Source organism: Sagittula stellata E-37 (assembly GCF_039724765.1).
GTDB lineage: Bacteria > Pseudomonadota > Alphaproteobacteria > Rhodobacterales > Rhodobacteraceae > Sagittula > Sagittula stellata.
In genome coordinates this window covers 2,594,693-2,619,002 of record NZ_CP155729.1, presented here as the reverse complement: position 1 = coordinate 2,619,002, position 24,310 = coordinate 2,594,693, and the positions used below count along the sequence as shown (strand labels likewise).

General features: G+C 67.5%; 21 protein-coding genes. 9 read left to right on the top strand and 12 right to left on the bottom strand.

Annotation, left to right across the window (positions count from 1 at the left end):
- Positions 1-88: 88 nt before the first annotated feature.
- From ABFK29_RS12415 to ABFK29_RS12405, 3 genes are read right to left on the bottom strand one after another with little or no spacing between them, the layout of a single operon-like run.
- Positions 89-2,341, bottom strand: a complete 2,253-nt coding sequence (locus ABFK29_RS12415) for a xanthine dehydrogenase family protein molybdopterin-binding subunit (protein ID WP_005860821.1) — start codon at positions 2,339-2,341, stop codon at positions 89-91.
- Entirely contained in the window at positions 2,334-3,386 is a 1,053-nt protein-coding gene (locus ABFK29_RS12410) for an FAD binding domain-containing protein (RefSeq protein WP_005860819.1), read from the bottom strand. Before ABFK29_RS12410 ends, ABFK29_RS12415 begins: the two co-directional genes overlap by 8 nt.
- Entirely contained in the window at positions 3,383-3,877 is a 495-nt protein-coding gene (locus ABFK29_RS12405; RefSeq protein ID WP_005860817.1) for a (2Fe-2S)-binding protein, read from the bottom strand. Before ABFK29_RS12405 ends, ABFK29_RS12410 begins: the two co-directional genes overlap by 4 nt.
- A 143-nt stretch (positions 3,878-4,020) precedes the next feature.
- Between ABFK29_RS12405 and ABFK29_RS12400 the strand changes: the two genes are divergently transcribed.
- A complete protein-coding gene (locus ABFK29_RS12400) occupies positions 4,021-4,599 on the top strand; it encodes a TetR/AcrR family transcriptional regulator (protein WP_040604785.1) in 579 nt (192 codons plus the stop codon).
- Between the two features lie 48 nt (positions 4,600-4,647).
- On the opposite strand, the gene ABFK29_RS12395 is transcribed toward ABFK29_RS12400, so the two are convergent.
- Together ABFK29_RS12395 and ABFK29_RS12390 are read right to left on the bottom strand one after the other, a co-directional pair.
- Positions 4,648-5,907 carry an ABC transporter substrate-binding protein gene (locus ABFK29_RS12395; protein ID WP_005860813.1) on the bottom strand — a complete coding sequence of 420 codons (1,260 nt, stop codon included), beginning with the start codon at positions 5,905-5,907 and terminating at the stop codon, positions 4,648-4,650.
- Between the two features lie 30 nt (positions 5,908-5,937).
- Positions 5,938-7,746: an SUMF1/EgtB/PvdO family nonheme iron enzyme gene (locus tag ABFK29_RS12390; protein WP_347099608.1), complete on the bottom strand. Its 1,809-nt coding sequence runs from the start codon at positions 7,744-7,746 to the stop codon at positions 5,938-5,940.
- A gap of 236 nt (positions 7,747-7,982) precedes the next feature.
- Here ABFK29_RS12390 and ABFK29_RS12385 point away from each other — a divergent pair, with 236 nt between their 5' ends.
- The 4 genes from ABFK29_RS12385 to ABFK29_RS12370 are packed head-to-tail and all read left to right on the top strand — an operon-like array spanning position 7,983 to position 11,790.
- Positions 7,983-8,243, top strand: a complete 261-nt coding sequence (locus ABFK29_RS12385; RefSeq protein ID WP_040604784.1) for a hypothetical protein — start codon at positions 7,983-7,985, stop codon at positions 8,241-8,243.
- An 18-nt stretch (positions 8,244-8,261) separates the two neighbouring features.
- Entirely contained in the window at positions 8,262-8,672 is a 411-nt protein-coding gene (locus tag ABFK29_RS12380; protein WP_005860805.1) for a hypothetical protein, read from the top strand.
- Positions 8,673-8,674: 2 nt separating this feature from the next.
- Positions 8,675-10,951, top strand: coding sequence for a glycosyltransferase family protein (locus ABFK29_RS12375; RefSeq protein WP_005860803.1), 2,277 nt, complete (start codon positions 8,675-8,677; stop codon positions 10,949-10,951).
- Positions 10,930-11,790, top strand: coding sequence for a hypothetical protein (locus ABFK29_RS12370; protein WP_157136539.1), 861 nt, complete (start codon positions 10,930-10,932; stop codon positions 11,788-11,790). The genes ABFK29_RS12375 and ABFK29_RS12370 overlap by 22 nt, the downstream gene beginning before the upstream one ends.
- 6 nt (positions 11,791-11,796) lie before the next feature.
- Here ABFK29_RS12370 and ABFK29_RS12365 read toward each other — a convergent pair whose 3' ends face one another.
- Positions 11,797-14,127 (bottom strand): serine/threonine protein kinase, encoded by a 2,331-nt coding sequence (locus tag ABFK29_RS12365; protein ID WP_005860799.1) that lies wholly within the window; start codon positions 14,125-14,127, stop codon positions 11,797-11,799.
- Positions 14,128-14,575: 448 nt separating this feature from the next.
- Between ABFK29_RS12365 and ABFK29_RS12360 the strand changes: the two genes are divergently transcribed.
- Positions 14,576-14,902, top strand: coding sequence for a hypothetical protein (locus ABFK29_RS12360; protein WP_005860797.1), 327 nt, complete (start codon positions 14,576-14,578; stop codon positions 14,900-14,902).
- A gap of 213 nt (positions 14,903-15,115) precedes the next feature.
- Here ABFK29_RS12360 and ABFK29_RS12355 read toward each other — a convergent pair whose 3' ends face one another.
- Positions 15,116-15,742: a YitT family protein gene (locus ABFK29_RS12355; protein WP_040604783.1), complete on the bottom strand. Its 627-nt coding sequence runs from the start codon at positions 15,740-15,742 to the stop codon at positions 15,116-15,118.
- A gap of 164 nt (positions 15,743-15,906) precedes the next feature.
- Between ABFK29_RS12355 and ABFK29_RS12350 the strand changes: the two genes are divergently transcribed.
- Complete coding sequence (locus tag ABFK29_RS12350) at positions 15,907-16,773, top strand: glycosyltransferase family 2 protein (protein WP_040604811.1); 867 nt, start codon at positions 15,907-15,909, stop codon at positions 16,771-16,773.
- A gap of 237 nt (positions 16,774-17,010) precedes the next feature.
- On the opposite strand, the gene ABFK29_RS12345 is transcribed toward ABFK29_RS12350, so the two are convergent.
- Positions 17,011-18,225 (bottom strand): NADP-dependent isocitrate dehydrogenase, encoded by a 1,215-nt coding sequence (locus ABFK29_RS12345; protein WP_005860791.1) that lies wholly within the window; start codon positions 18,223-18,225, stop codon positions 17,011-17,013.
- Between the two features lie 229 nt (positions 18,226-18,454).
- Here ABFK29_RS12345 and ABFK29_RS12340 point away from each other — a divergent pair, with 229 nt between their 5' ends.
- Complete coding sequence (locus ABFK29_RS12340; RefSeq protein WP_040604782.1) at positions 18,455-18,781, top strand: hypothetical protein; 327 nt, start codon at positions 18,455-18,457, stop codon at positions 18,779-18,781.
- 1 nt (position 18,782) lies between these two features.
- Positions 18,783-20,345: a methyl-accepting chemotaxis protein gene (locus ABFK29_RS12335; RefSeq protein ID WP_005860785.1), complete on the top strand. Its 1,563-nt coding sequence runs from the start codon at positions 18,783-18,785 to the stop codon at positions 20,343-20,345.
- A gap of 30 nt (positions 20,346-20,375) precedes the next feature.
- Here the strand turns inward: ABFK29_RS12335 and ABFK29_RS12330 are convergent, their stop codons facing one another.
- The 4 genes from ABFK29_RS12330 to ABFK29_RS12315 all read right to left on the bottom strand — a co-directional run bounded on the left by ABFK29_RS12330 (position 20,376) and on the right by ABFK29_RS12315 (position 24,279).
- Positions 20,376-21,617, bottom strand: a complete 1,242-nt coding sequence (locus tag ABFK29_RS12330; protein WP_005860783.1) for a multidrug effflux MFS transporter — start codon at positions 21,615-21,617, stop codon at positions 20,376-20,378.
- Between the two features lie 18 nt (positions 21,618-21,635).
- Positions 21,636-21,986, bottom strand: a complete 351-nt coding sequence (locus ABFK29_RS12325; RefSeq protein WP_005860781.1) for a potassium channel family protein — start codon at positions 21,984-21,986, stop codon at positions 21,636-21,638.
- Positions 21,986-22,630 carry a DsbA family oxidoreductase gene (locus ABFK29_RS12320; protein WP_005860779.1) on the bottom strand — a complete coding sequence of 215 codons (645 nt, stop codon included), beginning with the start codon at positions 22,628-22,630 and terminating at the stop codon, positions 21,986-21,988. The genes ABFK29_RS12325 and ABFK29_RS12320 overlap by 1 nt, the downstream gene beginning before the upstream one ends.
- A 134-nt stretch (positions 22,631-22,764) precedes the next feature.
- Positions 22,765-24,279: a class I adenylate-forming enzyme family protein gene (locus ABFK29_RS12315; protein ID WP_005860777.1), complete on the bottom strand. Its 1,515-nt coding sequence runs from the start codon at positions 24,277-24,279 to the stop codon at positions 22,765-22,767.
- Positions 24,280-24,310 lie beyond the last annotated feature (31 nt).

Sequence of the window (24,310 nt, the reverse complement as noted above, 5' to 3'; positions counted from 1 at the left end):
CACTCGGGCGGTGAATCATCGAGCCTTGTTCGCGAAACTCAAAAGGGCCCCGGTGGGGGCCCTTTTTCTTTGGTCTCGACAGGCGGGATCAGTCGCCCGCGCCGACGAGGTCGCGCACCCGGATGGGAAAATTCCGGACCCGCCGCCCGGTGGCATGCCGTATGGCGTTGGCGATCGCGCCCACTGTCCCGGAGATGCCGATTTCGCCCACGCCCTTGATGCCGAGCGGGTTCACGAAGGGGTCGTCCTCATGCACCGTGATGACCTCAAGGCCCTGAACGTCGGCGTTCACCGGCACGTGGTAGCCCGCGAGGTCCCCGTTGACGATATGCCCGCGCCGGGGGTCCTGTTTCGCCGCTTCGTGCAGCGCAAAGGACAGCCCCCAGATCATGCCGCCCATCAACTGGCTCTCGGCCAGCTTCGGGTTGATGATCCGGCCCGCGGCAAAGGCGCCGACCATGCGCGTGACCCGCACCTGACCCAGAGACGGATCGACCTTCACCTCGGCAAAGACCGCGCCGTGGGAGTACATCGCGAACCTTTGCGCATGTTCCGCGGCGCGCGCGGCGCTGCCTTCGCCCGTGACCTCGACGCAGCCGTTGCGGGCGAAGATATCGGCAAAGCTGTCGCTGCGGCTGTCGTCGCCCTCCACAAACAGCCTGCCGTCCCGCGCCACGAACCCGGCGTTGCCCGCCCCGAACAGCGGAGAGCCCGGGTCGGCGCTGGCGATTTCGCCCAACTGCCGCAGCACGTCGCCACCTGCCGCATGAAGCGCACCGCCCGCCGTCGCCGTGTGGCCGGAGCCGCCCGCAACCCCGCCATTTGGCAGGGAGGAATGCCCGGCCCGGAACTCCACTCTGTCGAGCGGCAGGCCAAGGCTGTCCGCCGCGATCTGCGCCAGCGCGGTCCAGGCGCCTTGCCCCATGTCGGCGGCAGAGGTCTCGACCAGCGCGCTGCCATCCGCGCGCAGTGTGGCGCGGGCGTCGGCGGCGAACATCGGGCAGCCGAACAGCGCGGTGCCCATGCCCCAGCCGGTCAGCATCCCGTCGCTGTCCCGCATCGTGCGCGGTTGAAGCGGCCTGTCGGCCCAGCCGAAGCGCGCCGCACCCTGTTCATAGCACTCGCGCAGCGCCTTCGACGAATAGGGGCGCCCGGTGCCTGGCTCGGCCTCTGCGTAGTTCTTCAGGCGGAAGGCCAACGGGTCCATGCCAAGCGCCTCCGCCATCTCGTCCATCGCGCCTTCCAACGCGGCAGAGCCCGATGCCTCGCCCGGCGCCCGCATCGGGCCCGGCGTGCCCACGTCGAGCCGCGCCATCCGGTGCCGCGACCGCAACGCCCCGGCGGCATAGAGCCCTTGCGTGGCGTTCGGTGCCGGTTCGACAAACTCGTCGAAGCTCGACACTGCCGAGATGCCCTCGTGGTCGATGACCTTCAGCGCACCTTCGGCATCCGTGCCAAGACGCAAACGCTGCAGCGTGGCGCCACGGTGGCCGACCGGCCCGAACATCTGGTTTCGAGTCAGCATCAGTTTGACCGGCCGCCCCGTGTCCCGCGCCGCGAGGATCGCCAGAAGCTGCGGCCCGGTGGTGAAGGCCTTCGACCCGAAACCGCCGCCAAGGTAGGGGCTGCGGAGGGTCACGTTCTCCGTCGGAATGCCCAGGAAATACGCGTAGGCCTCGCAGGTCAGCATCAGTGCCTGGCTCGGTATATCGAGGGTCAGGCGGTCACCGTCCCACTGGGCCACGACGGCATGCATCTCCATCGCGTTGTGATACTGCGCGGGCGTGGTGTAGGTGACGTCCACGGCGGTGTTGGCGGCGGCATGACCCGCGCCGGGATCGCCATGCGTGGTGTCCGACGGCTTGCCGAAACCCGCCCCCTCGATCTTCAGTGCCGGCTCGTCCGCCAGCGATACGCGCGGCACCTCCGTCTCGTAGCGCGGTGCCAGCAGGCGCGCGCCTTCTGTTGCCGCCTCCAGCGTCTCGGCCACCACCAGCGCGATGGGCTGACCGGCATAGCGCACGGTGTCGTCCTGCAACGCCTCGATCCGCATGGAGAACATGTTCGGCTTGTCGTCCGGGCTGCCTTGCAGCGGGGGGCGGTTGGCCGGAGTGTAGACCTTTGTCACGCCAGTGTGCGCCTCTGCCGCCGCAACATCCAGCGACGCGACACGACCCCGCGCGACGGTGGCGGGGACGTAGACCGCATGCAGCAAACCGTCGGGCAGGTTGTCGGCGGCAAAGGTCGCGGCGCCGGTGACCTTGGCTATGCCGTCCCGCCGCGTGACGGGCTGGCCGGCGTTCGATCCGAAACGGACCTGGGGGGAAAGGGTGTCAGGCATGTTGGGCCTCCTTGGTCGGTCCGAAGGGTGATGCGGGCAGGGCGGGCATGCGGTCCGGCGTACCTTTGGCCGCAAGTGTCAGCGCGCGCGCGGCGGTGCGGATGGCCAGGTCGATCTTCCAGCCGTTGTCGCCCGACGGCGCAGCCCCAGCCATCGCCGCGCCCGCCGCCCTGTCGAACAGCGCGGCATCCGGCGCCTGACCGGCCAGCATCGCCTCGGCCTCTGCCACGCGCCACGGGCGCGCCGCCACGGCGCCAAGCGTCAGCCGGGCCTCGGCGATCACGCCACCCTCCATCCGCAGCGCGGCGGCGGCAGAGGTCAGGGCAAAGGCAAAGGACGTCCGGTCGCGCACCTTGAGATAGCGGGCATGGGCTGCAAACGCCTCGGCACCGGCGGGCAGCCTCAGGCCGGTGACAAGCTCATCGGCATTCAGCGCTGTGGTGCGTTCCGGCGTGTCGCCCGGGAGGCGTAGGAAATCCGCAAGCGCCACGTCGCGTGTGCCTTTCGGGCCCTCGATCTCCACCACGGCGCCAAGCGCCACCAGCGGCACGCAGAAGTCGGACGGGTGGGTCGCGATGCAGCCTTCCGACCAGCCCAACACCGCGTGGCCCTCGTTCAGTCCTTCCCGGGCATCGCAGCCCGATCCGGCATGACGGCGGTTGCAGGCCGCGTTCGGGTCCTGGAAATAGGCGCAGCGGGTGTGCTGCAACAGGTTCCCCGCCACCGTCGCCGCGTTGCGCAACTGCCCCGACGCACCGGACAGCAGCGCCTCCGCCACCATGGGGAAACGCCTGGCAAAGCCTTCGTCGCGGGCGAGGTCGGCGTTGGAGACCAGCGCACCGATCCGCGTGGCGCCGTCCTGCAATACGTCGATGCCGCGCAGGCCGGGCAGGCGGGTGATGTCGATGACCGTGTCGGGTGTGGCCGCACCGGTCTTCATCAGGTCGACAAGGCTGGTGCCGCCGCCCAGCCAGACCGCGCCGGGATGCCAGGCGCCAAGCGCCTCGGACAGCGACGCAGGTTGAATGAAATCGAACCGTTTCATGCCGCACCCTCCGTCTTGTCCGCCATCCGGCGTGTCGCGTCCTGCACCGCCAGCGCGATGCCGTGGTAGGCCGCGCACCGGCAGATGTTGCCGCTCATGCCTTCGCGGATGCGGTCGGGATCGTCGCCCGCCGCGCCCTCGGCGATCAGACCCACGGCGCTCATGATCTGGCCCGGCGTGCAATATCCGCACTGGAACCCGTCATGCTCGACAAACGCCGCCTGTACCGGATGCAAGGCGCCGTCCTGCGCCAGTCCTTCGATCGTCGTGACCTCGGCGCCGTCCAGTGTGACGGCCAGCGTCAGGCAGGCATTCATCCGTTTTCCGTTCACCAGCACCGTGCAGGCACCGCATTGCCCGCGGTCGCAGCCTTTCTTGGTGCCGGGCATCGCCAGCCGTTCGCGCAACAGATCGAGAAGCGTGACGCGCGGATCGTCCAGCGCGACATCGCGTGCGACCCCGTTCAGGGTCAGCGAGATGGAGTAAGACATCCGTCCCTCCTTTGTGATGATTTTATGAAAGCCGGTCCCTCGCACCCGGGCGAGGAAGTCCTTAAGGTCCGTATTGGGAAGGCACCGCGCCCATCCCGTGCTACAGTTATACGGAGGATGCCTCCGTTTATCAAGAGGAGAGCGTGCGTTTGTGTGAAACGCGCAAGAGAAAGCCGCGTGCGGATGCCGCCCGCAACCGCGATCTGCTGATCGAGGCGGCCAAGGGCGTGCTGGGGCAGGGTGGTCCGAACGCCAGCCTGGAGGCTGTGGCGCGCCGCGCGGGCGTGGGAATCGGCACGCTTTACCGCCACTTTCCGAATCGCGAGGAACTGTTCCACGCGGTCTTCCGCCGCGAGATGGAGCAACTGGCCGACCTGGCCGAAGGGCTGGATGGCACCAACGACCCGGTGGCCGCGCTGCGCGGCTGGCTGCATGCCAACGTGGCGATGGTGGAAACCAAGCGCGGGATGCTGGGCGCCCTGTCGATGGTGATGACCGAGGACGCCAAGCAGACATACGCAGAGCTTTCGGCCCGCATCACCGGATCGGTCAACGCCCTGATCGCCAAGGGTCAGCAGGCGGGCCTTCTTCGGGACGGCGTCACCGCCGAAGATCTGCTACAGGCGATGTACGCGCTCTGCTATGCGCGCGAACCCGGGCCGGACTGGCGCGCGCAGGTGTTGCGGCTGCTCGATATATTCGTCGACGGACTCAGGGCATGATCGGGGTCTGAACTGGTCCCGATCTGGACCCTGATCTGAGCCTGAGACCTACCAGCCGCGTCGCTCCAGCCGCGCAAGCTGCTCCTGCAACGGCGCGAAAAGGGTCAGCGGGTCGTCCGCCTCGCCGGCAAGATAGGCGTTGACGGCCGCCGACCAGCGGTCCGACACAAAGGTGTAGCTGCCCCGCAGTTCGGCGTTGGGCCGGTTGATCGCGGTTTGCAGCGCCGCGAAGATCTCTCCGAAGAAGTCCGACATGTTGCGGATGTCGGGGTTGGAATACAGCTCTGGCCGCGTCGGGTTCACGCTGCTGAACAGCGCGCGCTGAAGTTGTTCGTTCTTCGAGGTCATGTGCATCACGAGATCGGCAGCGATTTCGGGATGCGCGCTGTCCTGCGACACGCCCAGATACCAGCCGCCGCTGGTGCCCGCGCCAGAGCCTGCTTCGCCGCCGGGCAGGGTGGTCACGCCGACCTTGCCTTTGACCTTGCTCCAGTCCTCTTGCGCCAGCGCCCAGACATAGGGCCAGTTGCGCATGAAGACCGCGCCGCCGTTCTGGAACATCTCGCGCGCGCTCTCGTTGTTGAGCGTCGTCACTTCGGGCGGGGCGATGTCGCCGATCCAGCCCTTGACCCGGCGCAGCGTGTCCATGGCGGCGGGATCGTCCACCGCGACGCGGCCCTCGCCATCCAGGATCTGCGCCCCGCCCATGGTCGCCAGCCATTCCATCGCGTTGCAGGTCAGCCCCTCACCGGCGGCGCCGTCAAAGATGTAGCCCCAGATCCGGTTGCCCTCAGCCCGCTCCGCCGCCTGGATCTGGCGCGCGACGGCCTCCATTTCGTCCCAGGTGCGGGGCACAGTGGCGCCGTGTTTCTCCAGCAGGTCCTTGCGGTAGAAGAACAGCCCCACCCCGGACCAGAGCGGCATCGCCTTCAGCTCGCCCTCGAAACTGGCATTCTCTACCAGGGCCGAAAAATGCTGAGTCTCGGCGCCGTCGGAATAGGGGCGCAGGTCCAGCAGGTATTGTTCGACGAAGTTGACCCAGATCGTGTCGATCTTCACCACGTCGATCACCTCGCCGCTTTCCGGTCGGGCCAGGCGTTCTCGGAAGAAGGTCAACTGGTCGTTGGTCTGCTGCGGCGTCGGCACGATGCGCACGGTATGGCCTGTGCGGCGCTCCCACCGGTCCACCGAATCCTGGCAGACGTTGTACTGCGCACCGATCACCCCGCAGGACAGCGAAATCTCGACGGCGCGCGCGGGAGCGGCCAGCACGAGCAGGGCAAGGCAGGTCTGGATCAGTCGGGTCATGTCGGTCGTCCTTTGTCCTGTGGTCCGGCCTCACATCTCGCGCAATACGCGGAATCCGATGGTGTCGGACCGGAAATCGGGATGTTCCCAGTTGCGGTTAGACGTGCTGAGCGAGGTCAGCGGATCGCTCCACCCGCCACCCCGGACCGAGCGCCGCTCGCATTCCTCGGCGCCCTCGATCAGGATCAGCGACCGTGGCAGCATCGCCTGCGGATGGTCGGTGTAGCAGTTTTCGGCCCACTCCCAGACGTTGCCCAGAAGGTGATACAGACCGAAGCCGTCCGGTTTCAGCGACCGCACCGGAAAGGCGCCGCGGCCAAGCGCATCCTCGCAGCCGAAGTTGCGCCAGCTGAACGGCGCGCCGTAATCGGCGATGTTCACAATGTCGCAGACACCCCGTCCGTCCAGCCGCTCTTCGAGCGAGACGTTGAAATAGAGCGCCTCGGCCAGGTACTCGTGCTCGATCTCGTTGGGCAGGCGATAACGTTCGCCGGTCTTCGCGCTCAGCCAGTCGGCATAGGCCTTGGCGTCGGTCCAGCTGACGCAGGTGACGGGAAGGTCCGGGTCCTGCGGCACATCCTTGCGCGATCCCATGGAAGGCAAAGCATCGTCGCCGGCGGTGATCAGGCAGGCCTCGGGCCAGTCGTGGCCCGTGTCCCGCACGAAAGCGTCGAACTGCCCCTGCGATGTCTCCGTCACCGCGACGGCAATCGGTCTCTGGCCCACCGACAGACGCAGGGCAGGGCGCTCGTCATACTGCGCCCGCACCACCGTGTCGGGCGTGCCGTAGATCAGTTCGGAGCCTTCGATCTCCACCATTTCGGGACAGCTGTCGCAGTCCCAGAACCGTTGCAGGATCACCGGCGGCACGGGTTCGGCGTAGAAGGCACGCAGCTCCGCCTCCGTCGGTTCGGCCTGCGCGGTCTCACGGGCGGCACGGGCGCGTCGCAGCCGGGCCTCTGCCTCCGGCGCGAAGCTGCTGTCGGGGAACCGTTCCAGGAACCGCTCCAGCAGATCGACACTGCCGCTTTCGCCGATCAGGTCCCAGAACTCCGCATCGAGCGCGCCCGTCTCCGCGGGCGGCGCGGTGGGGTCCTTGGTCAGCACAAGTTCCTCCACCAGCGAGGAATTCTCCCACGGGACCTGTCGCCCGCCGGTCAGGTCCAGCACGTCGCGCCGCACCTTGATCATCGTACGGCTGATCGGATCGCCCGGCGTACCGAGATGCCGGGCCAGCGCCGTGGTAAACGGGCTGTTCTGAAAGTCGCTGCCCGCAACCCGGTCCAGTGCCACCTCGCCCGGCGCCGCGGCGAAGGAGATCAGCGTGTTGCGCTGCGCCGCCACACGCGCCAGCCCGCGCGTGTCCGGGTCGCTGCCGCGCGTTGCCTCGAACGGGTTGTTGCGGCAAGCGTCCAGAAAGACCATCGACACCTGCGCGCCCTCGTTCAGGATGCGCGTCACCGTGTCGAGGTCGATCGCCTCGGCGTTGAGGAAATCGGTGTTGCCCGGTTCCACGTCGGTGGGCAGCAGATAATTGGTGCCGCGCAACTGGACGCCGTGCCCGGCAAAGAAGAACAGCCCCATGTCTGCGCCGTCCACCGTCTCGCGGAACTCGGTCATGGTGTCCAGAAAGCCGCGGCGCGTCAGGTCGGTGCGGAACATGACCTCGAAGCCGAGGCCCTCCAGCCGGTCGGCAATCAACCGCGCATCGTTCACCGCATTGCCCAGTGCGGGCACCTGGACGTAGCGCGCGTTGCCGATCACCAGCGCGACACGGCGCGGCTCGGCCCCCTGTGCGAGAAGCCCGCCGGCCACCCCCAGCCACAGCAGGAGAGCCACCCCGATCGTCCCGAGGAATCGTGCCGTCAAAATCATAGTTCAACCACTTCGAATTGAAATTCGGACAGGGATACCAGTGACTTGTTCAAACCAGCCGCACCCCTCGAAAATCCGGGGTCCGACTGTCCGGAGTGGACCCCATGCACGCAAAGCGGGTCACCCAGCGTCTGCGTGCTTGAGATTCCGGACAAAATTAAGTATGCGTCAAATATTGGTTTTCGAAAAGGGTTTGCACCATGAAGTCGCGTCTTGGCAGATTGATGGCCTTCGCAGTCACCGGCTTCGGCCTGATCGGCTGCCTCCCCGCCGATACCCACAAACCCCGGCTTTGCGAACCCGGCAGCACGACGCGTGGACGCGCCATCGACTGCGGTCCCCGCGTCTACACACCGGCAACCGTGCCTCATCGTGTCGCGGTGCCCACGGCGACACCCGTCACCACGACGGCACCCCGGTCGACGAGAACCGTCAACGACCGCGCCCGCTTCAATTACTGAGGGACGCAGGTCAGGCAGATGCTCGGTTTCGGGCAGAAGACCGGCGCTGCGGTCCCGGACCCCTCCGACGAACTGGCGCTGTTGCCGGACGACGTGTCGGTCATCATGGTCTTCACGCTCGACATCGAGGCCGCCTCTCTGCCGCCGGTGATCGCCCAGCTTGGCCGACGATTTGCCCGCCACAAGCTTGTATTCGTGCATTCCGCGCTCGACTTCCGCCCCTTCATGGAGTCGAAGACCGCCTTCGAGGTGCTGCCCTCCTTCGACCAGATGGCCGCATTCCCGGATCTGGTGAACTGGCCGCGCTACCTTGAGGATCGGCGCGCGTTGCTGCTTTCGAAATGGCGGCCACGCCGGGCCATCGCCTACGGATACGACCTGCAGGGCTACGCGGACGAGGCGGCGCGCCGCTTCGGGGGGCGGGCCTGACGGTGGAGGATCTCGATCTCGTCTACGTGCTCGACCCGCGGTTCGAAGGGGGGGCCTCCACCGCCGTCGCCGCCGAGCTCGACGGGCTGGCACAGGCGCCCAACCCGCCGCGCACCGGCATCATGATGGTCAAGGCGCACCTGCTGGGTCTGCCGTGGCCGTCGCATCCGGGCATCCGTCGGCATATCGAAAGCGGTTTCCTGCGCGTTGTCTGGCCATGGGAACGGCTGACCGCGCAGATCGCCTTGGTCCACCACCCGGTGGTCTTCGCCAACCTGCCGCGCGCACGGCTGCCATTGCGTGCGGCGCGGGCGGTGCTGGTCCTGCACCACCCGATGGTCGATGCCAAGGGCACACGCCAATATGACCTCGACACGGTGTGCGAGGTCATCGCCGCGACGCTGTCGCCCGAGGTGCTCGTCACCCCGGTCAGCCCGGTCGTGCGCCGGTCGTTGCGGGCGCGCAAGGGCAAGACCGGCGTGCTGGTCGAGGAGGACTGGATCAACCTCATCTCGCCGGAGGACTGGCCGTTTGATCCAGACCGCATCGCACCCGATCCGAAGACCATCGTGCTGGGACGTCACGCGCGGCCCGACCCCTCGAAATGGCCGGACACGCTGGAAGATGCCGCGCTGATCTACGGCGCGGGCGAGGACGACATAGAGGTGCGCGTACTGGGCGGCGGAGACTTCCTGCAGGCCAAGTACCAAAAGCCCGTACCGGGCAACTGGCTCATGCTGCCGTTCGACTTCGACGGCGTGCAGGACTTCCTCGCCGGTCTCGACTTCTACGTCTACTACCACGACAGCGCCTGGAGCGAGGCCTTCGGCAGGACTGTCCTCGAAGCGCTTGCCATGGGCTGCGTCGCCATACTGCCGCCGCACTTCAGGGAGCTTTTCGGCGAGGCCGCGCTTTACGCCGAACCGAAAGAGGTGCTGCCGCTAGTGCGCGCCATCGCCGCCGATCCCGACCGCTGGCGGTCGTTGCGCCGAGCCGCCCGCCGCTGGGTGCTGGAAAACCACGCCGTGACGTGGCGCGCCGCGGAACGGGCCAAGCTCTTCGGCCTGACCGACAGTTCTGTATCGAAAGACCCTGCGCCGCAACGCCCGGTGCCCAAAATCGTGCAGGAAACGCCCGCGATCGACCGCCGATCGCGCGCGCCGGTCCTGTTTGTATCCACGAACGGCATCGGTGTCGGACACCTGACACAGCAGATGGCCATTGCCGACCGGCTGCCCCGCGACGCGCTCCAGCCGGTCTTTGCCTCCATGAGCTTCTCGCTCAAGGTGGCCTCCGATGCGGGTTACCCGGTGTTCTACCTGCCGCACCACCGCCATCTGGGCGCGGGGCACGAGACATGGAACACCGTGTTTGCCGAGGAACTGTACGACCTGATCTGCCACCTGCAGCCCGCGCTTCTGGCCTATGACGGGACGGCGGCCTTCGGCGGGCTGATCGATGCGCTCGACGCCTTCCCGGATCTCGTCTCGCTCTGGGTGCGGCGGGCCATGTGGCGCGAGATCCACCGGGATTTCCTGAACGTCTCCGACGCGTTCACCGGCGTCATCGAACCCGGCGAACTGCCCGGCGACCTCGACTTCGGGCCGACCCGTGACCAGCGTGGCAATACGCACGTCACGGAACCCGTGCTCCACATCGACCCCGCCGCGCGCCACGACCGCGCCGCCGCGCGCCGTCACTACGGTTTCGACGACGACGACCTTGTCGTGGCGCTGCAGATGGGCTCGGGTGCGAACTTCGCGACGGAGGACCTGCGCGCCGAAGTGATCCGCCACCTTCTCCGCCACGCGAAGGTCCGGGTGCTGGACATCGTCTCGCCGCTCGCCAAACGGCCGCCCTTGCCCGAAGGGACGGAGGGGCGCGTCCACCAGCTCCGCGAATTTCCCAGTTACCTCAACAGCCGTGCCGTCGACGCCGCCGTGGGGGTCGCGGGGTACAACGCCTTCCATGAACAGCTTTACGGCGGCATCCCCACGCTCTTCATCCCCAACGAGTCGCCCGAGATGGACAGCCAGCTTACGCGCGCGCAATGGGCCGAGATCATGGGCCACGGCCTCTGCCTGCGCGCCCGCGACGCCGCGGCCCGGCTCGACACGAAGATTGCCGAACTGCTCGACCCCGGCGCCCGCGCCGCGATGCGCTCCAGGATGGCCACGCTGAAACCCAGCAAGGGCGCCGCCGAACTGGCCGGGCTCGTCGCCGACCATGCGGGCATGGTGCGCACCGACCGTTTCCCATGGGACGCCTACCCGCGATGACCGGGGACCTGACCCAACCCGCGCGCGACAAGCGGATGCTGGTGGTCTTTTCCGGGCCGCGCGCCGGATCGAACCTGCTGGTCGACATCCTTGGTCAACTGCCGGACGTGCTGGCCCTGTCGGAGGTCTTCAACCCAGCAGGCATCTACGGGCTGAGCCTGCATCCCGAGCTCGAAGCGGAACTTGCGGACCGGGCCGGCGGTCCGCAGGTTCTGGCCCGGCTGTTCCGGATGAACCCTCCCGAGGCGCTGGCGCTGCTGGACGCGGCAGTGCCGCAGGACAAGGCCATCGTGCTGAAGATCCTGCCGCACCAGGTGCACCTCGCCGCGCTCCGCGAGTGTCTGAAGACGCAAGCCCTGGGCGCGCTTATCCTGACGAGGCGAAGGCTGGACCAATATGCCTCCTACCTGAAAGCGCGGGAGACCGGCGTCTGGTTCGGCGCCAACACCTCTGCTCTGGGTCCGGAGGGCCGGGCAGAGCAGGCGCTGGCCTTCGCGGGCATGCTCGATGCCTGGCTGGCGGACGTGGCGCGGCTTTGCGACGGGGCAGGGGTGGCGCGCGCGACGGTGGACTACGACCGCGACCTCCTGCCGGGCACGTCGGACGACCGGGCACGGCACCTGTCGCGGCACCTCACCACGCTGGGCTTCGACGTGCCGGCGTGGGAATTTCCTTCCGCCTCCTACTTCCAACGGCAGGACGGAACAGAGGACGCGCTGGACAAGTTCTGCAACGGGCTTGAACTGGGGAAGGCGCTGCGCGGCCTGGATGCGCTGGACCACCTCATGTCCGCCTACCGCCCCTGGCCCGCGCCGGGCAGCGCGCCCGACGACGACTGAGACCCGTCAACCGCGCGTTTCGAGCACCGCGGACTGCAATCCCAGGAATATCTCCGGCGCAGCCTCGCGCCGCCTGACAAGGTCCTGCAGGAAAACGTCGAGCGTCTCTGTCACCTTGCGCACCCCGTCGAACAGCGGCGCGCGCGTGTGGAAGACCACCACCCGCGACCGGCCGATCACGCTGTCGTCGACGCGGAAGGCGACGCGGGTTTCCGCCCGCGCCACGGCCTCCGAGAACGCCACCCGGACACGCCCGTCCTCTGCCGTCTGACGCAGGGCGGCCACGGCGTGCTCCGGCGCAAGGCGGTTTGGCAGCAGGTTGTAGACGACGCCCTGCACGTCCACGAGGATCACGTGCAGGTAACCCTCGGTCCCCTCCGGCAGAGCGACGTCGATGGTCGGGTTGTCGCCGGGGCGGAACAAGCCGTCGGGCCGCGACGCGCCGTCATCGCCGGACCCGAAGACGACCTCCATCCCCTCGGCAGGCAAAGCGGGCAGCGCCTCGTCGATGCGGCAATGCATGTCGTTCAGCACACCGGCGTCGATCTGCAAGGAGCGGCTGCCGATGCGTTCCGTCAGGGATTTCTCAAGCTCCGCGCGACTGGCGTCGGCGGCGAAGGTGCCGCTGATCCGCAGCGTGTCGCCAAGCGCAAAGCTGTCGCCCTGTGGCGGCTGAAGAGTCAGCGCCCCGCAATCGGCCCAGAAGTCGATCACGTCGGCCAGATCGTCGGGCGTCAGGTCGCGCGGCCCCAGCAGCAGGTCGGCCTTCACGTCCAGCCCGGGATAGAGCGCGCCGTCCAGCCCCTTCGTCGCGGCATCGAGCGTGGCGCGGTCCTCTGCCAGACCCGTGACCTCTGCCCGGTTGTCGCTGAGCGCGATCTCGAATTCTTCCAGCGTGGCGGCAGCATCCAGCATCGATATCACACCCTGGGGCCAGGTCTCGGCCAACGCGCCGCTGCCCAGCGACAATTCCGCCGTGCCGCCCAGGGACTCCACCCGTTGGGTCAAATTCGCCAGAGCCGCGGGCGAGGGGACAAATCCCGTCGCGGCCACCGCGCCGTCTGCCCCGCGCGAGACGGTCAGTTCGAACGGCGACTGTTCCGGAAAGCGTGCCCCGCCCGGCCCCTGCAACACGTACCAGGCGCCGCCCGCCACGACAGCCGCAACCAACAGCCCCGCACCGATCAGCGCGCCCTTGCCGCGTTTCACGGGTGGCTCCGGCACCGCCGTCCCGCCATGCGCGGTGCCGTCGGGCGCCACCGTCCATGTCCCGCCAGACGGCGGCACAGTCCCCGGCGGCATGGTGCCCGGTGGCATGGTGCCCGGAGGGACCGTACCTGGGGGAATTGTCCCCGGCGGCATGGTTCCGGGTGGAATCGTGCCTGGCGGTACGGTGCCCGGCGCCGTCGTGTCCCACCCGTTGCTCAGCGGCGGAACGGCCCGCACGGTTGGCGACTCGGTCACCGTCAGCTCCGGCGGGCCGTCCAGTATGTACTGCAGCGGTGTCCCGTTCTGCGCCCGCTTGAACGCCTCCACCGCCTCGTCCGCCGTCTGGAACCGCTTCTTGGCGTCGGGCTCCGTCATCCGCCGGATCAGCATGCACAACGGCTCCGGCACGCCCTCGGTGTCGAGCGGCTGCATCTTCTTGGGCAGCACCTCCATCGGCTGCTTGCCCATGTTCGGCTTCTTGCCGAGGTAGGTCGCCAGCAGCGCGGCCCCCAGCGCGTAGATGTCGGAGCGGGGATCGGTGTGGCCGCCGAACTGTTCGGGCGCGGCATAGCCCAGCTTGCCCGCAAAACCCTCGCCGACAATGGTCACCGCGTCGGGCGTCGTGTCCTTGGCGATGCCGAAGTCGATGATGACCGCCTGCCGGGGATCGCCCGCGCGCAGGATGATATTGTCCGGTGCTATATCGCGATGCACGATGTTGTTGCGGTGCGCGTCCGCAAGCCCGGCCAGCACACGTTCGCCCACGGCCAGCACGTCCTCCACCGACATGCCGCCCTCGCGCAGGAACATGTCGAGCGCCTTGCCCTCGATGTAATCCATCACGAGGTAGACGATGCCCTCCGGCGTGCGCTGGGTGTCGAAGTAGCGCACCACGGCGTCGTGCCGGATCTCGCGCACGCCTTCCTCGCGGGTGATGAGCGAGGTGTAGCTGTCGTTGTCGGAAAACTCGGCCCTGAGCGCCTTGATCGCCACCACACGCCCCGAGATCGTGGAGCGTGCGAGGTAGACCTCCGACAGGCCGCCACGGCCAAGGACCGCCTCCACCCGGTAGGTGTTGTTGAGGAGCTGGCCGAGCTGGAAGATGTCTTTCGCCCGGGGGTCCTTCATGCACGCATCCGATGTGGTCTCTGGTCAGACCCGACCTTAGCACCGCCAAGTCTGGGCGTCGATTGCAAGCCGCGCGTGTTCCGCTTTTCGGCACAGGGGCGTGCCGGGTGTGGCAGGCTTGCCCGAATGGCCGGGCAGGGGCCTCGTACGCGCCTTTCCCGCCCGATCCGACGGCCCCCCGCATCCGCACCACAAGGACGGGTTCCCGTTGACCCGACGGCCGCGCGCTTCCAGCGGCGGCGCGGCGCCTCTTGCCCCGCCCCGAACCGGCGGAAGACGGCCAACCCATTGGGATCAGGCCTTGAATGGCGATCCGCCGCGCAACCGAAATGGCCGTTTGGGCGGCGTTCCGCGCTGACATGCGGCTTGCGTCCGGCGGCCCTCGAAAGCGCCGCGGACCGCCCCCAGATCCCTGTCATCTTCGAACCAACCCGAAGGAGGAAAGAAGATGAAAACCGCAGCCCTGACCGCCGCCGCCCTCGCGGCCCTCACGCTTCCGGCCTTTGCGCAGTCCACCACGATGGACAGCGACATGGGCGCCGAAAGCCCCATGCCGGGCGCCGATGTCGCCGTCATGGAACAGATGGACGCCGACGCCGACGGTTTCGTCACGCTGGCCGAGGTCCAGGCAGTCTTCCCCGACGTGCAGGCCGAAGTCTTCGACGAGGCCGACGTCGACGCGGACGGTCTCCTGAACGCCGACGAGGTGGTGATCGCACAGGCCGACGGTCTCCTGCCCGAAGAGCCGGTTGACGACGGTTCCATCAAGGGCTGACACGCCCCACCCACAGGCCGCGCCCCGTCTTCTCCCCCGGACAGGGCGCGCGCCGGCCGCCACCGATGGGCGGCCCCGGCCAGCGCGCGGCTGACCTCCCGTGCCCCGCGCTGGCCGGCCGACTGTGGGTCAGGAACTGTGGGTCAGGATGTGCCGTTTCTGTCGGCCATGTCCGGGCCATGCCGGGCGGCACCCGACAGACGCGCGCAGAAACTACTGCGACCGCGCGATGTACCTGTCGCCGCGATGATTCACCGTGATCATCAGGTTGAGGATCACCGCGCCCAGCAACGACGTGGCCGCGACGTCCCAAGGGAACAGCGCGAAGGCCAGCGCAAAGACGCACAGATCGAAGGCCAGTTGCACGTTGCCAGCAGGAATGCCCCGCGTGTCCTGCAGCCACAGCGCCACGATGCCGACGCCGCCCAGCGTCGCCCCGTGCCGGAACAGCACGATCAACGCAACGCCACCCAGGACACCGAACACCACCGCAGCCACCCAGGGCTGCAATGCGGTCAGCGTCAGCCCCAGCGGCAGCAACTCGGTAAAGAGCGACAGCAACGCGACCGCCACAAAACTCTTCACCGTGAACTTCAGCCCCATGCGCCTCAGCGCCAGCAGGAAGAACGGCAGGTTCAGGACAAAGAACACCGCCCCAAAGGACCATCCGGCGGCATAGGACAGGATCAGCGACAGCCCCGCGATCTGCCCGGTGATCAGCCCGCCCGCGCGCAGCACGTGTACCGCAAGCGCCATCAGCAGCGTTCCGACAAGCAGGCCGACGATATCTTCGGAAAGCGTGTGACGGTCGGCGGGGGGAAGGTGCAACAAGGTGGGCATGCTCAGCCGATGCCCCATTACGCGGGCGCGAACAAGGGGCAGGGTGCGCAGGCGCAAGGCTCCCGGTGCACAATGATGAAACTCGGGGCGCTACGCGGTTGAAAGTCCCGCCGCGCCGCGAAACAGTGGCGCAAATGCAGATGCACGGCGTCGAAAGGGCCTCCATGCGCATAGCCTGCCTGACCATGGTCCACCGCGATCACTGGGCGCTCTCGCGCTGGTACGCCCACCATGCCCGCCAGCTGGGCGCCGCGAACCTCTTCGTCGTGGCGCATGGTCCCGACCCCGAGATCGCCCGCATCTGTCCCGGCGCCTCGGTCCTGACCATCCCGCGCGACCGCTTCGACAACTTCGACAAGGCCCGGGCCGAGATGCTCGACGGCTTCCACGCAGGTCTGGCAAAGGTCTACGACTGGGTGATCCGCACCGATGCCGACGAACTGGTGGTGATCGATCCGGCGCGATGGGACAGTATCGCCGACGCGCTGGCCGCCTGCGACGTCCCGGTCGTCACGGCCCTGGGGTTCGACCTTGCCGAACGTCCCGGAGAGGCGCCGCTCACCGATGCGGCGGTCTTCGGTCCCCGCCGCGCGCTGGCCTTCTCCGGCCACTATTCCAAAGCCGTCGCCGCCCGCCGTGCCGTAAGCTTCCAGCTTCACGGCACGAAGGTCGCCCCCCGCAGGCTCGACGGATTCCCGTTCCAAATGCCGCAGGGGCTCTACCTCGCGCATCTGAAATACGCCAACCGCGCCGTGCTGGCCGAAGGCAACGCTATCCGCATGGCGGTCGCCAGCGCCCCGGGCAAGGGCCTGCCCGGCGGCGGCTGGAAAGAGGCCGAAGACGACGCCCTGAAGTTCTACGACACTTTCGAGGCGCGGCCGCACCTGCCGTGGGATCAGGCCGAACCCAGGGCCCATGCCACGCTCTCGGTCAAACCCGCCCGGCTCGAACGTTTCAGCGTGGTAAAGACCCGGGCCCTGAAACTGCCGTTCAGGACCGACCTGCCAGACCGCTTCTTCGGACAGGGCTGATCCCGCGCGCATTGGCGGCCAGACCCGCCAAAGCCGCGCCCAAACCGCAAACGACGCCGGGCAAAACGCTCCCCTTCATCTTGGCACAAATACCTGCCGGGGGTCCGGGGGGCGGCGGCCCCCGGCGGGCAGGGGTCCGGGGGGCGGCAGCCCCCCGGCGGATCGCCGCGCGCCAGCGCGGCGAAACCGTCAAGCCGGAAGGCCGCAACCGACGGTTGGCCGGCCCACGCCCCGGCCTCAGCCCGCCAGCGCCTTGTTCAGCCGCTCGTCGATCTTCTCCAGAAATCCCATCGTGGTCAGCCAGCCCTGATCGGGACCCACCAGCAGCGCCAGGTCCTTGGTCATGTAGCCGGCCTCCACGGTCTCGACGATCACCCGCTCCAGCGTCTCGGCAAAGTCCTGCAGCGCCGCGTTGCCGTCCAGCTTCGCGCGGTGCTTCAGCCCGCCGGTCCAGGCATAGATCGACGCGATGGAGTTGGTGGAGGTCGCCTCGCCCTTCTGGTGCTGACGGTAATGGCGCGTCACCGTGCCGTGCGCCGCCTCCGCCTCCACGATCCGGCCATCCGGCGTCATCAGTTGCGAGGTCATCATCCCCAGCGACCCGAAGCCCTGCGCCACCGTGTCCGACTGCACGTCGCCGTCATAGTTCTTGCAGGCCCAGACGAACTTGCCGTTCCACTTGAGCGCGCAGGCCACCATGTCGTCGATCAGCCGGTGCTCGTACCAGATGCCCTCCGCCTTGAACTTCTCGGCAAACTCCGCCTCGTAGATCTCCTGGAACAGGTCCTTGAACCGCCCGTCGTAGGCCTTGAGAATGGTGTTCTTGGTCGACAGGTACACCGGCCAGCCCAGCGTCAGACCGTAGTTCAGCGAGGCGCGGGCAAAGTCGCGGATCGACTCGTCCTGGTTGTACATGCCCATGTAGACCCCGGCATCGGGCGCGTCGTAGACCTCGCGCTCGATCACCTCGCCGTTGGCGCCTTCCCATTTCATCGTCAGCTTGCCCGCCGAGGGGAAGTGGAAATCCGTGGCCTTGTACTGGTCGCCGAAGGCGTGCCGGCCCACCACGATGGGCGAGGTCCAGCCCGGCACGAGGCGCGGCACGTTGCGGCAGATGATCGGCTGGCGGAAGACGACGCCGCCCAGGATGTTGCGGATCGTGCCGTTGGGCGACTTCCACATCTTCTTGAGACCGAATTCCTCGACACGCTGCTCGTCCGGGGTGATCGTCGCGCATTTGACCGCGACGCCAACCTCCTTCGTCTTTTCGGCGGCGTCGATGGTGATCTGGTCCCCGGTCCTGTCCCGCTCCTCGATCCCGAGATCGTAGTAAAGCAGGTCCAGGTCGAGGTACGGCAGGATCAGCTTTTCCTTGATGAAAGCCCACATGATGCGGGTCATCTCGTCGCCGTCCATCTCCACGATCGGATTGTCGACCTTGATACGGGTCATCGGCTTTCCCCTCTGCGATGAGTCGTTTGTCCGCTGTCTAACGCATGCGACCTTGCACGGAAATAAAGTATACAGTCGCATACCGAAAAATTGTCGCCAAGACGGGCGTCCGCAGGCCATTTCCCGCAGGCTCTGCCCGCATTTGCGGCACTTTTTAAATAACTGAAATTTAGGAAGAAATTCCGAAGCGTTAAACGCCCGGTAATCTCCGTGGCCCTAGGCATGCTTCATGAAAACCCTCGTTCGACATTTCGCCGGAATGGCGGTGCTGGTGGCGACGCTCCTGCTGGTGACCGGGGTGACCCTCGTGATGACGGTGTCGGCCCTGCCGCCGCGGGACGGGGCACCGGTGGTGGTGATCGCCGCGCCATGGTCGCCGGGGGCCAGCGCCATGGTGCGCGCCTCGGGCGGGCGCACGATCACGCCGTGGCCGCAACAAGGGCTCGCCGCCATGGCAGTGTTCGACGGACGTGCATCCGCCGACCGCCTGCACGGGCTCGGGGCCTGGGCGCTGGTCGACGGCGCAGGCATCGCCGCTTTCTGCGGGGTGTCGTGACATGTTTGCCCTTCCGTCCTGGGCCCGGCGGCCCGGATTCCCGGCTCGCCGCCTTGCCTTCAGCGTGCTGTTCCTGCCACTGATCCCGCTGGCCAGCCTGTACGCCGGGACGCCATTCGTGCCCGCGCTCATGGGGGCGATGGCGCTTGCCCTTGCCATGGCCCTGGGTTCCGCCATGTCCTCTGGCCTGCGCGACTACGTGATGGCCACGGCGATCATGGGGCAGGCGATGATGATGACCGCCGTCTTCGCCGGGCACCCGTTCCAGATCGACACGCACATGCTGTTCTTCGTGCTGCTGGCCGTGGTCGCCATACCGGGGCGGATCGACGTTCTGATCTACGCCTGCATCATCACGGCTGTGCATCATTTCGCGTTCACCGTCGCCCTTCCTGCATTGGTCTATCCGACAGGCGACCTGATGACGAACGTCGCGCGCACCGCCCTGCATGCGGCCATCGTCGCGCTCGAAGGGGTGGTGCTGGGCCTTGCGGTCCACGACCGCAGTGCCACCCTTGCCCGCGTGCACAACAAGTCGCGCGCACTGGAGGTCGGCACCCGGATGGCGGAGGATGCCAGGCTTGACGTTCAGGCCGCGCACCAAAGCGCCAGCCGCGTGATCGAGGAAATGCGCATCGGCCTCAGCCGGCTGGCCGGACGCGACCTCTGCTTCGGCATCCGCGATCCCTTTCCCGCGCAGTACGAAATCCTGAGGTCAGAGTTCAACGTCACGGTCAGCATCCTGCGCGACGCCTTCGCCAACGCCAGCGCGGTGGTCGATGGCTTCTCGACCGACTCGCAAGGCCTGTCGCAAACCATGAACGAACTGGCCGCCCTGGCGGAGGTGCAGTCACGCGCGCTGTCGGAGATGACCGCAGCCACCGAAACGCTGGTCGACGCGCTCTCGAAGACCGCCGAACAGGCCAGGGATGCCGCCCAGAGTTCGGGGGAAGCGCGTGACAGCGCCGTCGACGGCACCGAGGTCACCGCCGCCGCCATCGCCGCGATGCGCGCGATCGAGGAAAGCTCCCGCCAGATCGGCACCATCGTCGATCTTATCGACGACGTGTCCTTCCAGACCAACCTGCTGGCGCTCAATGCCGGGGTGGAGGCGGCGCGCGCCGGGGAGGCGGGCAAGGGCTTTGCCGTCGTCGCCGCAGAGGTGCGGCAACTGGCCAAGAGCACGTCCGAGGCGGCCAGCGGCATCCGTCAGCTGATCCACGACAGCACACGGCAGGTCAGCGAGGGCGCAACCCTGGTGGACGCCGTGGGGCGGCGCCTGCAGGATATCGAGGACAAGATATCCCGCGCCAGCGACCTGACCGCCGCGATCTCCAACCGCAACGTGGAACAGGTCGGCGCGGTCTCTCAACTCCACGAAAGGGCGCGCAGCACCGAAGACAAGACCCGGCAGACCGCCGCCATGGGCGAACGGCTTGCCGGAATGAGCCGCCGCATGTCCCTGTCCTCGAAACGGCTGTCCTGCGACATGGAGGCGTTCACCCTTTCGGAGGATGATCTCAAGGGCGCGGCCGGGCGCGACCGGACCGACACCGCGTCCTAGACCGGCAACTTTCGGGGGTCATCCGCCGGGTCAGGCATCCTCGATGTGGCGCAACCTGCGCATGACGAACAGGGCGAGCGAGGCATAGATCAGCACCCCGGCGACCAGCGGCAACGGCGTGCCGTTGAACAGCAGCCCGATGGGAATGGCCAGCACGACCGAGGCCACGGTCGCCAACGCGCTGATGACCGAGGCGGCGGTGCCCGCGATATGCCCCATCGGCGCCATGGCGATGGCGTTGAGGTTGCCGAAGGTCAGACCGGCCTGGAAGAACTGCACCTGTTGCCACACGAGGAAGGCCACAAACAGCGTAAGCCCACCGGGGTTGAGCAGGATCACAACCAGCATGCCGGTGCTGACAAAGATCTGCACCACCAGGATGGAGGTGATCAGCCGCCGCATCCCCAGCCGCATCACGAGCCGCGCGTTCACGTAACTCGATGACGCCGCCAGGATCGCGGTCAGGCAGAACCACATCGGGAAGGTCTCGGCCCGGCCCAGCCAGTCCTCGTAGATCGGCTGGATAGACGAGATGACCGAGAACAGGCAGGCGAAGGCCAGCGTCATCACCACGATCGGCAGACGCACGTCGGGCAGGGCCATCATTTCGGTCAGGGCGGCGCGGATCTGGCGCGGATGGAACTTGCGGCGTCTCGCCTTCGGCAGCGTTTCCGGCAGGCGGATCGTCACCCAGGTCGCGGCGACCACACCGAAGACCGCGAAGGCGAGGAAGATCATGTGCCATTCCGAGATCCGTATGATTTGCTGGCCCAGCAGCGGCGCCATTGCGGGCACCAGCGCGAAGACCATCATCACGAAGGACATGATCTGCGCCATGCCGCGCCCCTCGTACAGATCGCGCGTCACCGCCATGACCACCACGCGCGGCCCCGCGGCCCCCAGCCCCTGGATCAGCCGCGTCAGCAGCAACCACCACAAGCTGTCCGACAGCACCGAGGTCAGAGCCCCCAGAACGTAGACCGCCACGCCCGCCACGATCACCGGCTTGCGCCCGAAACGGTCGGAAAGCGGGCCGGTGAACAGCGTGCCGACCCCAAGACCCAGCACGAAGCTGGTCAGCACCAGTTGCGCGGCATTGGGCGCGTCGGGGCTGAGATCGCTGGCGATATCGGGCAGGGCGGGCATCATCCCGTCTATGGAAAATGCCACCATCGCGGTCAGCATCGCCATCATGGTGATGAACTCGAACCGCCCCGGCAGGACGTAGTCGGGTGTGGAAGGCACTTCGGTCGTGTCGGTACGGGAGGTCATACCGTCGCCTCGCAGGCGTCAGCGGCGGTCCGGCGGGTCATCATCATTGGCGGGTTTCTCATCACTGGTGTCGAGCCGCGCGATCAACCACTCCGTGTGCTCTTCGCGCTTGCGCATGGCGTATTGCCCGAATTGCTGGACCGCAACCGCGAAAACGCCCAGACCGACGAGGATAAAGACCGTGGTCCCGATCTTGCCGACCGCCGTGGCGGGGACGAGCTCTCCGTAACCCACGGTCGACAGCGTCACCACCGTGAAGAAGTAGCTGTCCAGCCAGTTCCAACCCTCGACATGGTGGAAGAAGACCGTGCCCGTGGCGATGATCACCACGAGCGTCACGATCAGGGTCAGCCAGCGCAGCTTCTGCATCACGCGCTCGGGTCGGCCCCGCTGCGCAGTTCCTCGATCACCTTGGCCCACAACTCTGGCGGCTGTGCGCCCGGCACCGCATGTTTCTGGGCCACCACGAAGGTCGGGACGGATGTCACGCCCATGCCGCGCGCCGTGGCGTCCTGCTCGACGATCTCCTTGCGGTCGGCTTCGGAGTTCATCAGGCGCATGACCATCGCGGCATCCATGCCCATGCTGTCGGCGATATCGGCCAGCACCTCGCGGTCGCCGATGTCGCGGCCGTCGACGAAATAGGCCCGGAACAGCGCCGAAACCACCGGCGTCTGACGCCCTTCGATCCCGGCCCAGTGGATCAGGCGCTGCGCGTCGATGGTGGACGGGGTGCGCGCGATCCGGTCCAGGTTGATCGTCAGCCCGGCCTTCTTGGCATGCTCTTCCACCGGCAGGTAGGCCTTCACCGCGCCCTCCTGTCCGCCGAACTTGTCTTCGAGGTAAGCGCGCCGGTCCATGCCGCCCTCGGGCATCGCCGGGTTCAGCATGAACGGCAGCCAGCGGACGTTGAACGGGTGATCGGGATGCGCCTCCATCGCCCGGTCGAGATAGGCTTTGCCGATGTAGCACCACGGGCAGATCGGGTCGGAAAAGATGTCGAGTTGTACCATGAGACCTCCAGTCCCGGTCTCTTAGCAGGCGCGCGCTGCGGTGGCGAGACCGTGATTCCCGCCATATGGACGCGCCGCTTTCCGGTCCGTCCAAGGCCGGGTGCCGTCGACACGCCCGCCCGGACCGGGCCCTTTCAGGCGGGATCGGGCCGTTTCAGCGCCTTGCGGATCAGCTTGCCGTTGGGATTGCGGGGCAAGGCGTCCAGCCGGATGAACGCGCGGGGGCACTTATAGCGCGCCAGCCGCTCCGCCGCCGCGGCTTTCAGGCTCTCTTCGTCCAGCTCTTCGGCGGCGGTGTAGAAAGCGGCGATCACCCGCACGTCGTCCTTCACCTGAAGGTCGGTGACCGCCAGTTCCGTCACCCCCGGCAGACCGGCCAGCGCCGCCTCCACCTCCAGCGGCGAGACACGGTAGCCGCCCGCGTTCATCATGTCGTCCGAGCGCCCGAGGTACGAGATCTGGTCGTCATCGTCCATCGCGCCAAGATCGCCGGTCAGAAACCAGTCGCCGGCGAACTTCTCTGCCGTGGCGTCTTCGGCACCGACATACCGCAGCATCAGCCCGGGGTCGTCGCGATGGATGGCGATGGTGCCGGGCATGCCCCGCGCCACCGGCGCGCCGTCTTCATCGACGATGGCAAGGTGACGGCCCAACTGCGGACGGCCCAGCGTGCCCGGCGCCGAAGGCCGCGCAGGCGCGTTGGAAATGAAGGTCGAACACTCCGACATGCCGTAGGCCTCGAAGATTTCGGTCCCCGTCGCCGCGCGCCAGCCGTCGCGGATCGTTTCCGACAGTTTCTCGCCCGCGGCCAGCCCGTGCCGCAAACGCGGCATCGGCGCGACCGGGAACTTCAGGATCTGCCTGTAAACACCCGGCGCAGCGGCGAAAATCGTCACGTCATTGCGCTTCATCAGAAGCGGCAACTGCGCCGCATCTGTGCCCGCCGCCGGGATCAGCGCCGTCGCCCCCACGGTCCAGGGGTCCATCAGCCCGGTGCCCAGCGTGAAGGTCCAGTTGAACGCGCCCGCGTGCAGCAGCCGGTCCTCCGCGCCCAGCCCGTACCAGCCGTCCATCATCATCTGCCGCGCCCAGATCGCCCGGTGCGCATGGCCCACAGCACGCGGTGTCCCGGATGTACCCGATGTGTAGACGATGTAGGCCAGCCGCTCCGGGTCGCCCATGGCGTAATCGGCGGGCGGCAGATCGTGCCACCTCTCGTAGACCTCCGGTCCGAAGACCGGCACGGCGGTGTCGGGGCAGGGCACGCCGTCTGCCCTGAGGATCGCCGCCGGCGACAGGTGGTCGAGGATCTTCTGCACCTCCGGCGCCGTCAGTTGCGACGAGGACGGCACCGGCACCACACCGGCAGCAATTGCGCCAAGGTAGGCGATCGGGAAATCGACCGTGTTCCCCAGCCGCATAAGCAGCACGTCGCCCGGGCGCAGGCCGGCCTCCAGCAGCCCTGTGGCCGTGCCACGCACCGCCGTGATCAGCCGCCCGTAGGACCAGCGTTGCGCGCCGGTGGGCCTGACCACCGACAGCGCGATCTTGTCCGGGGTCGATGCGCCCGACGCCAGCACATGTGCCGCAAGGTTGAACGGCGCGGGGCAGGGCGCAAAGGCCCCTTCATCGAAGATCGAAGCTCTCATGCCCGATGGAGTAAGTCCGCCGCCCGCCGCT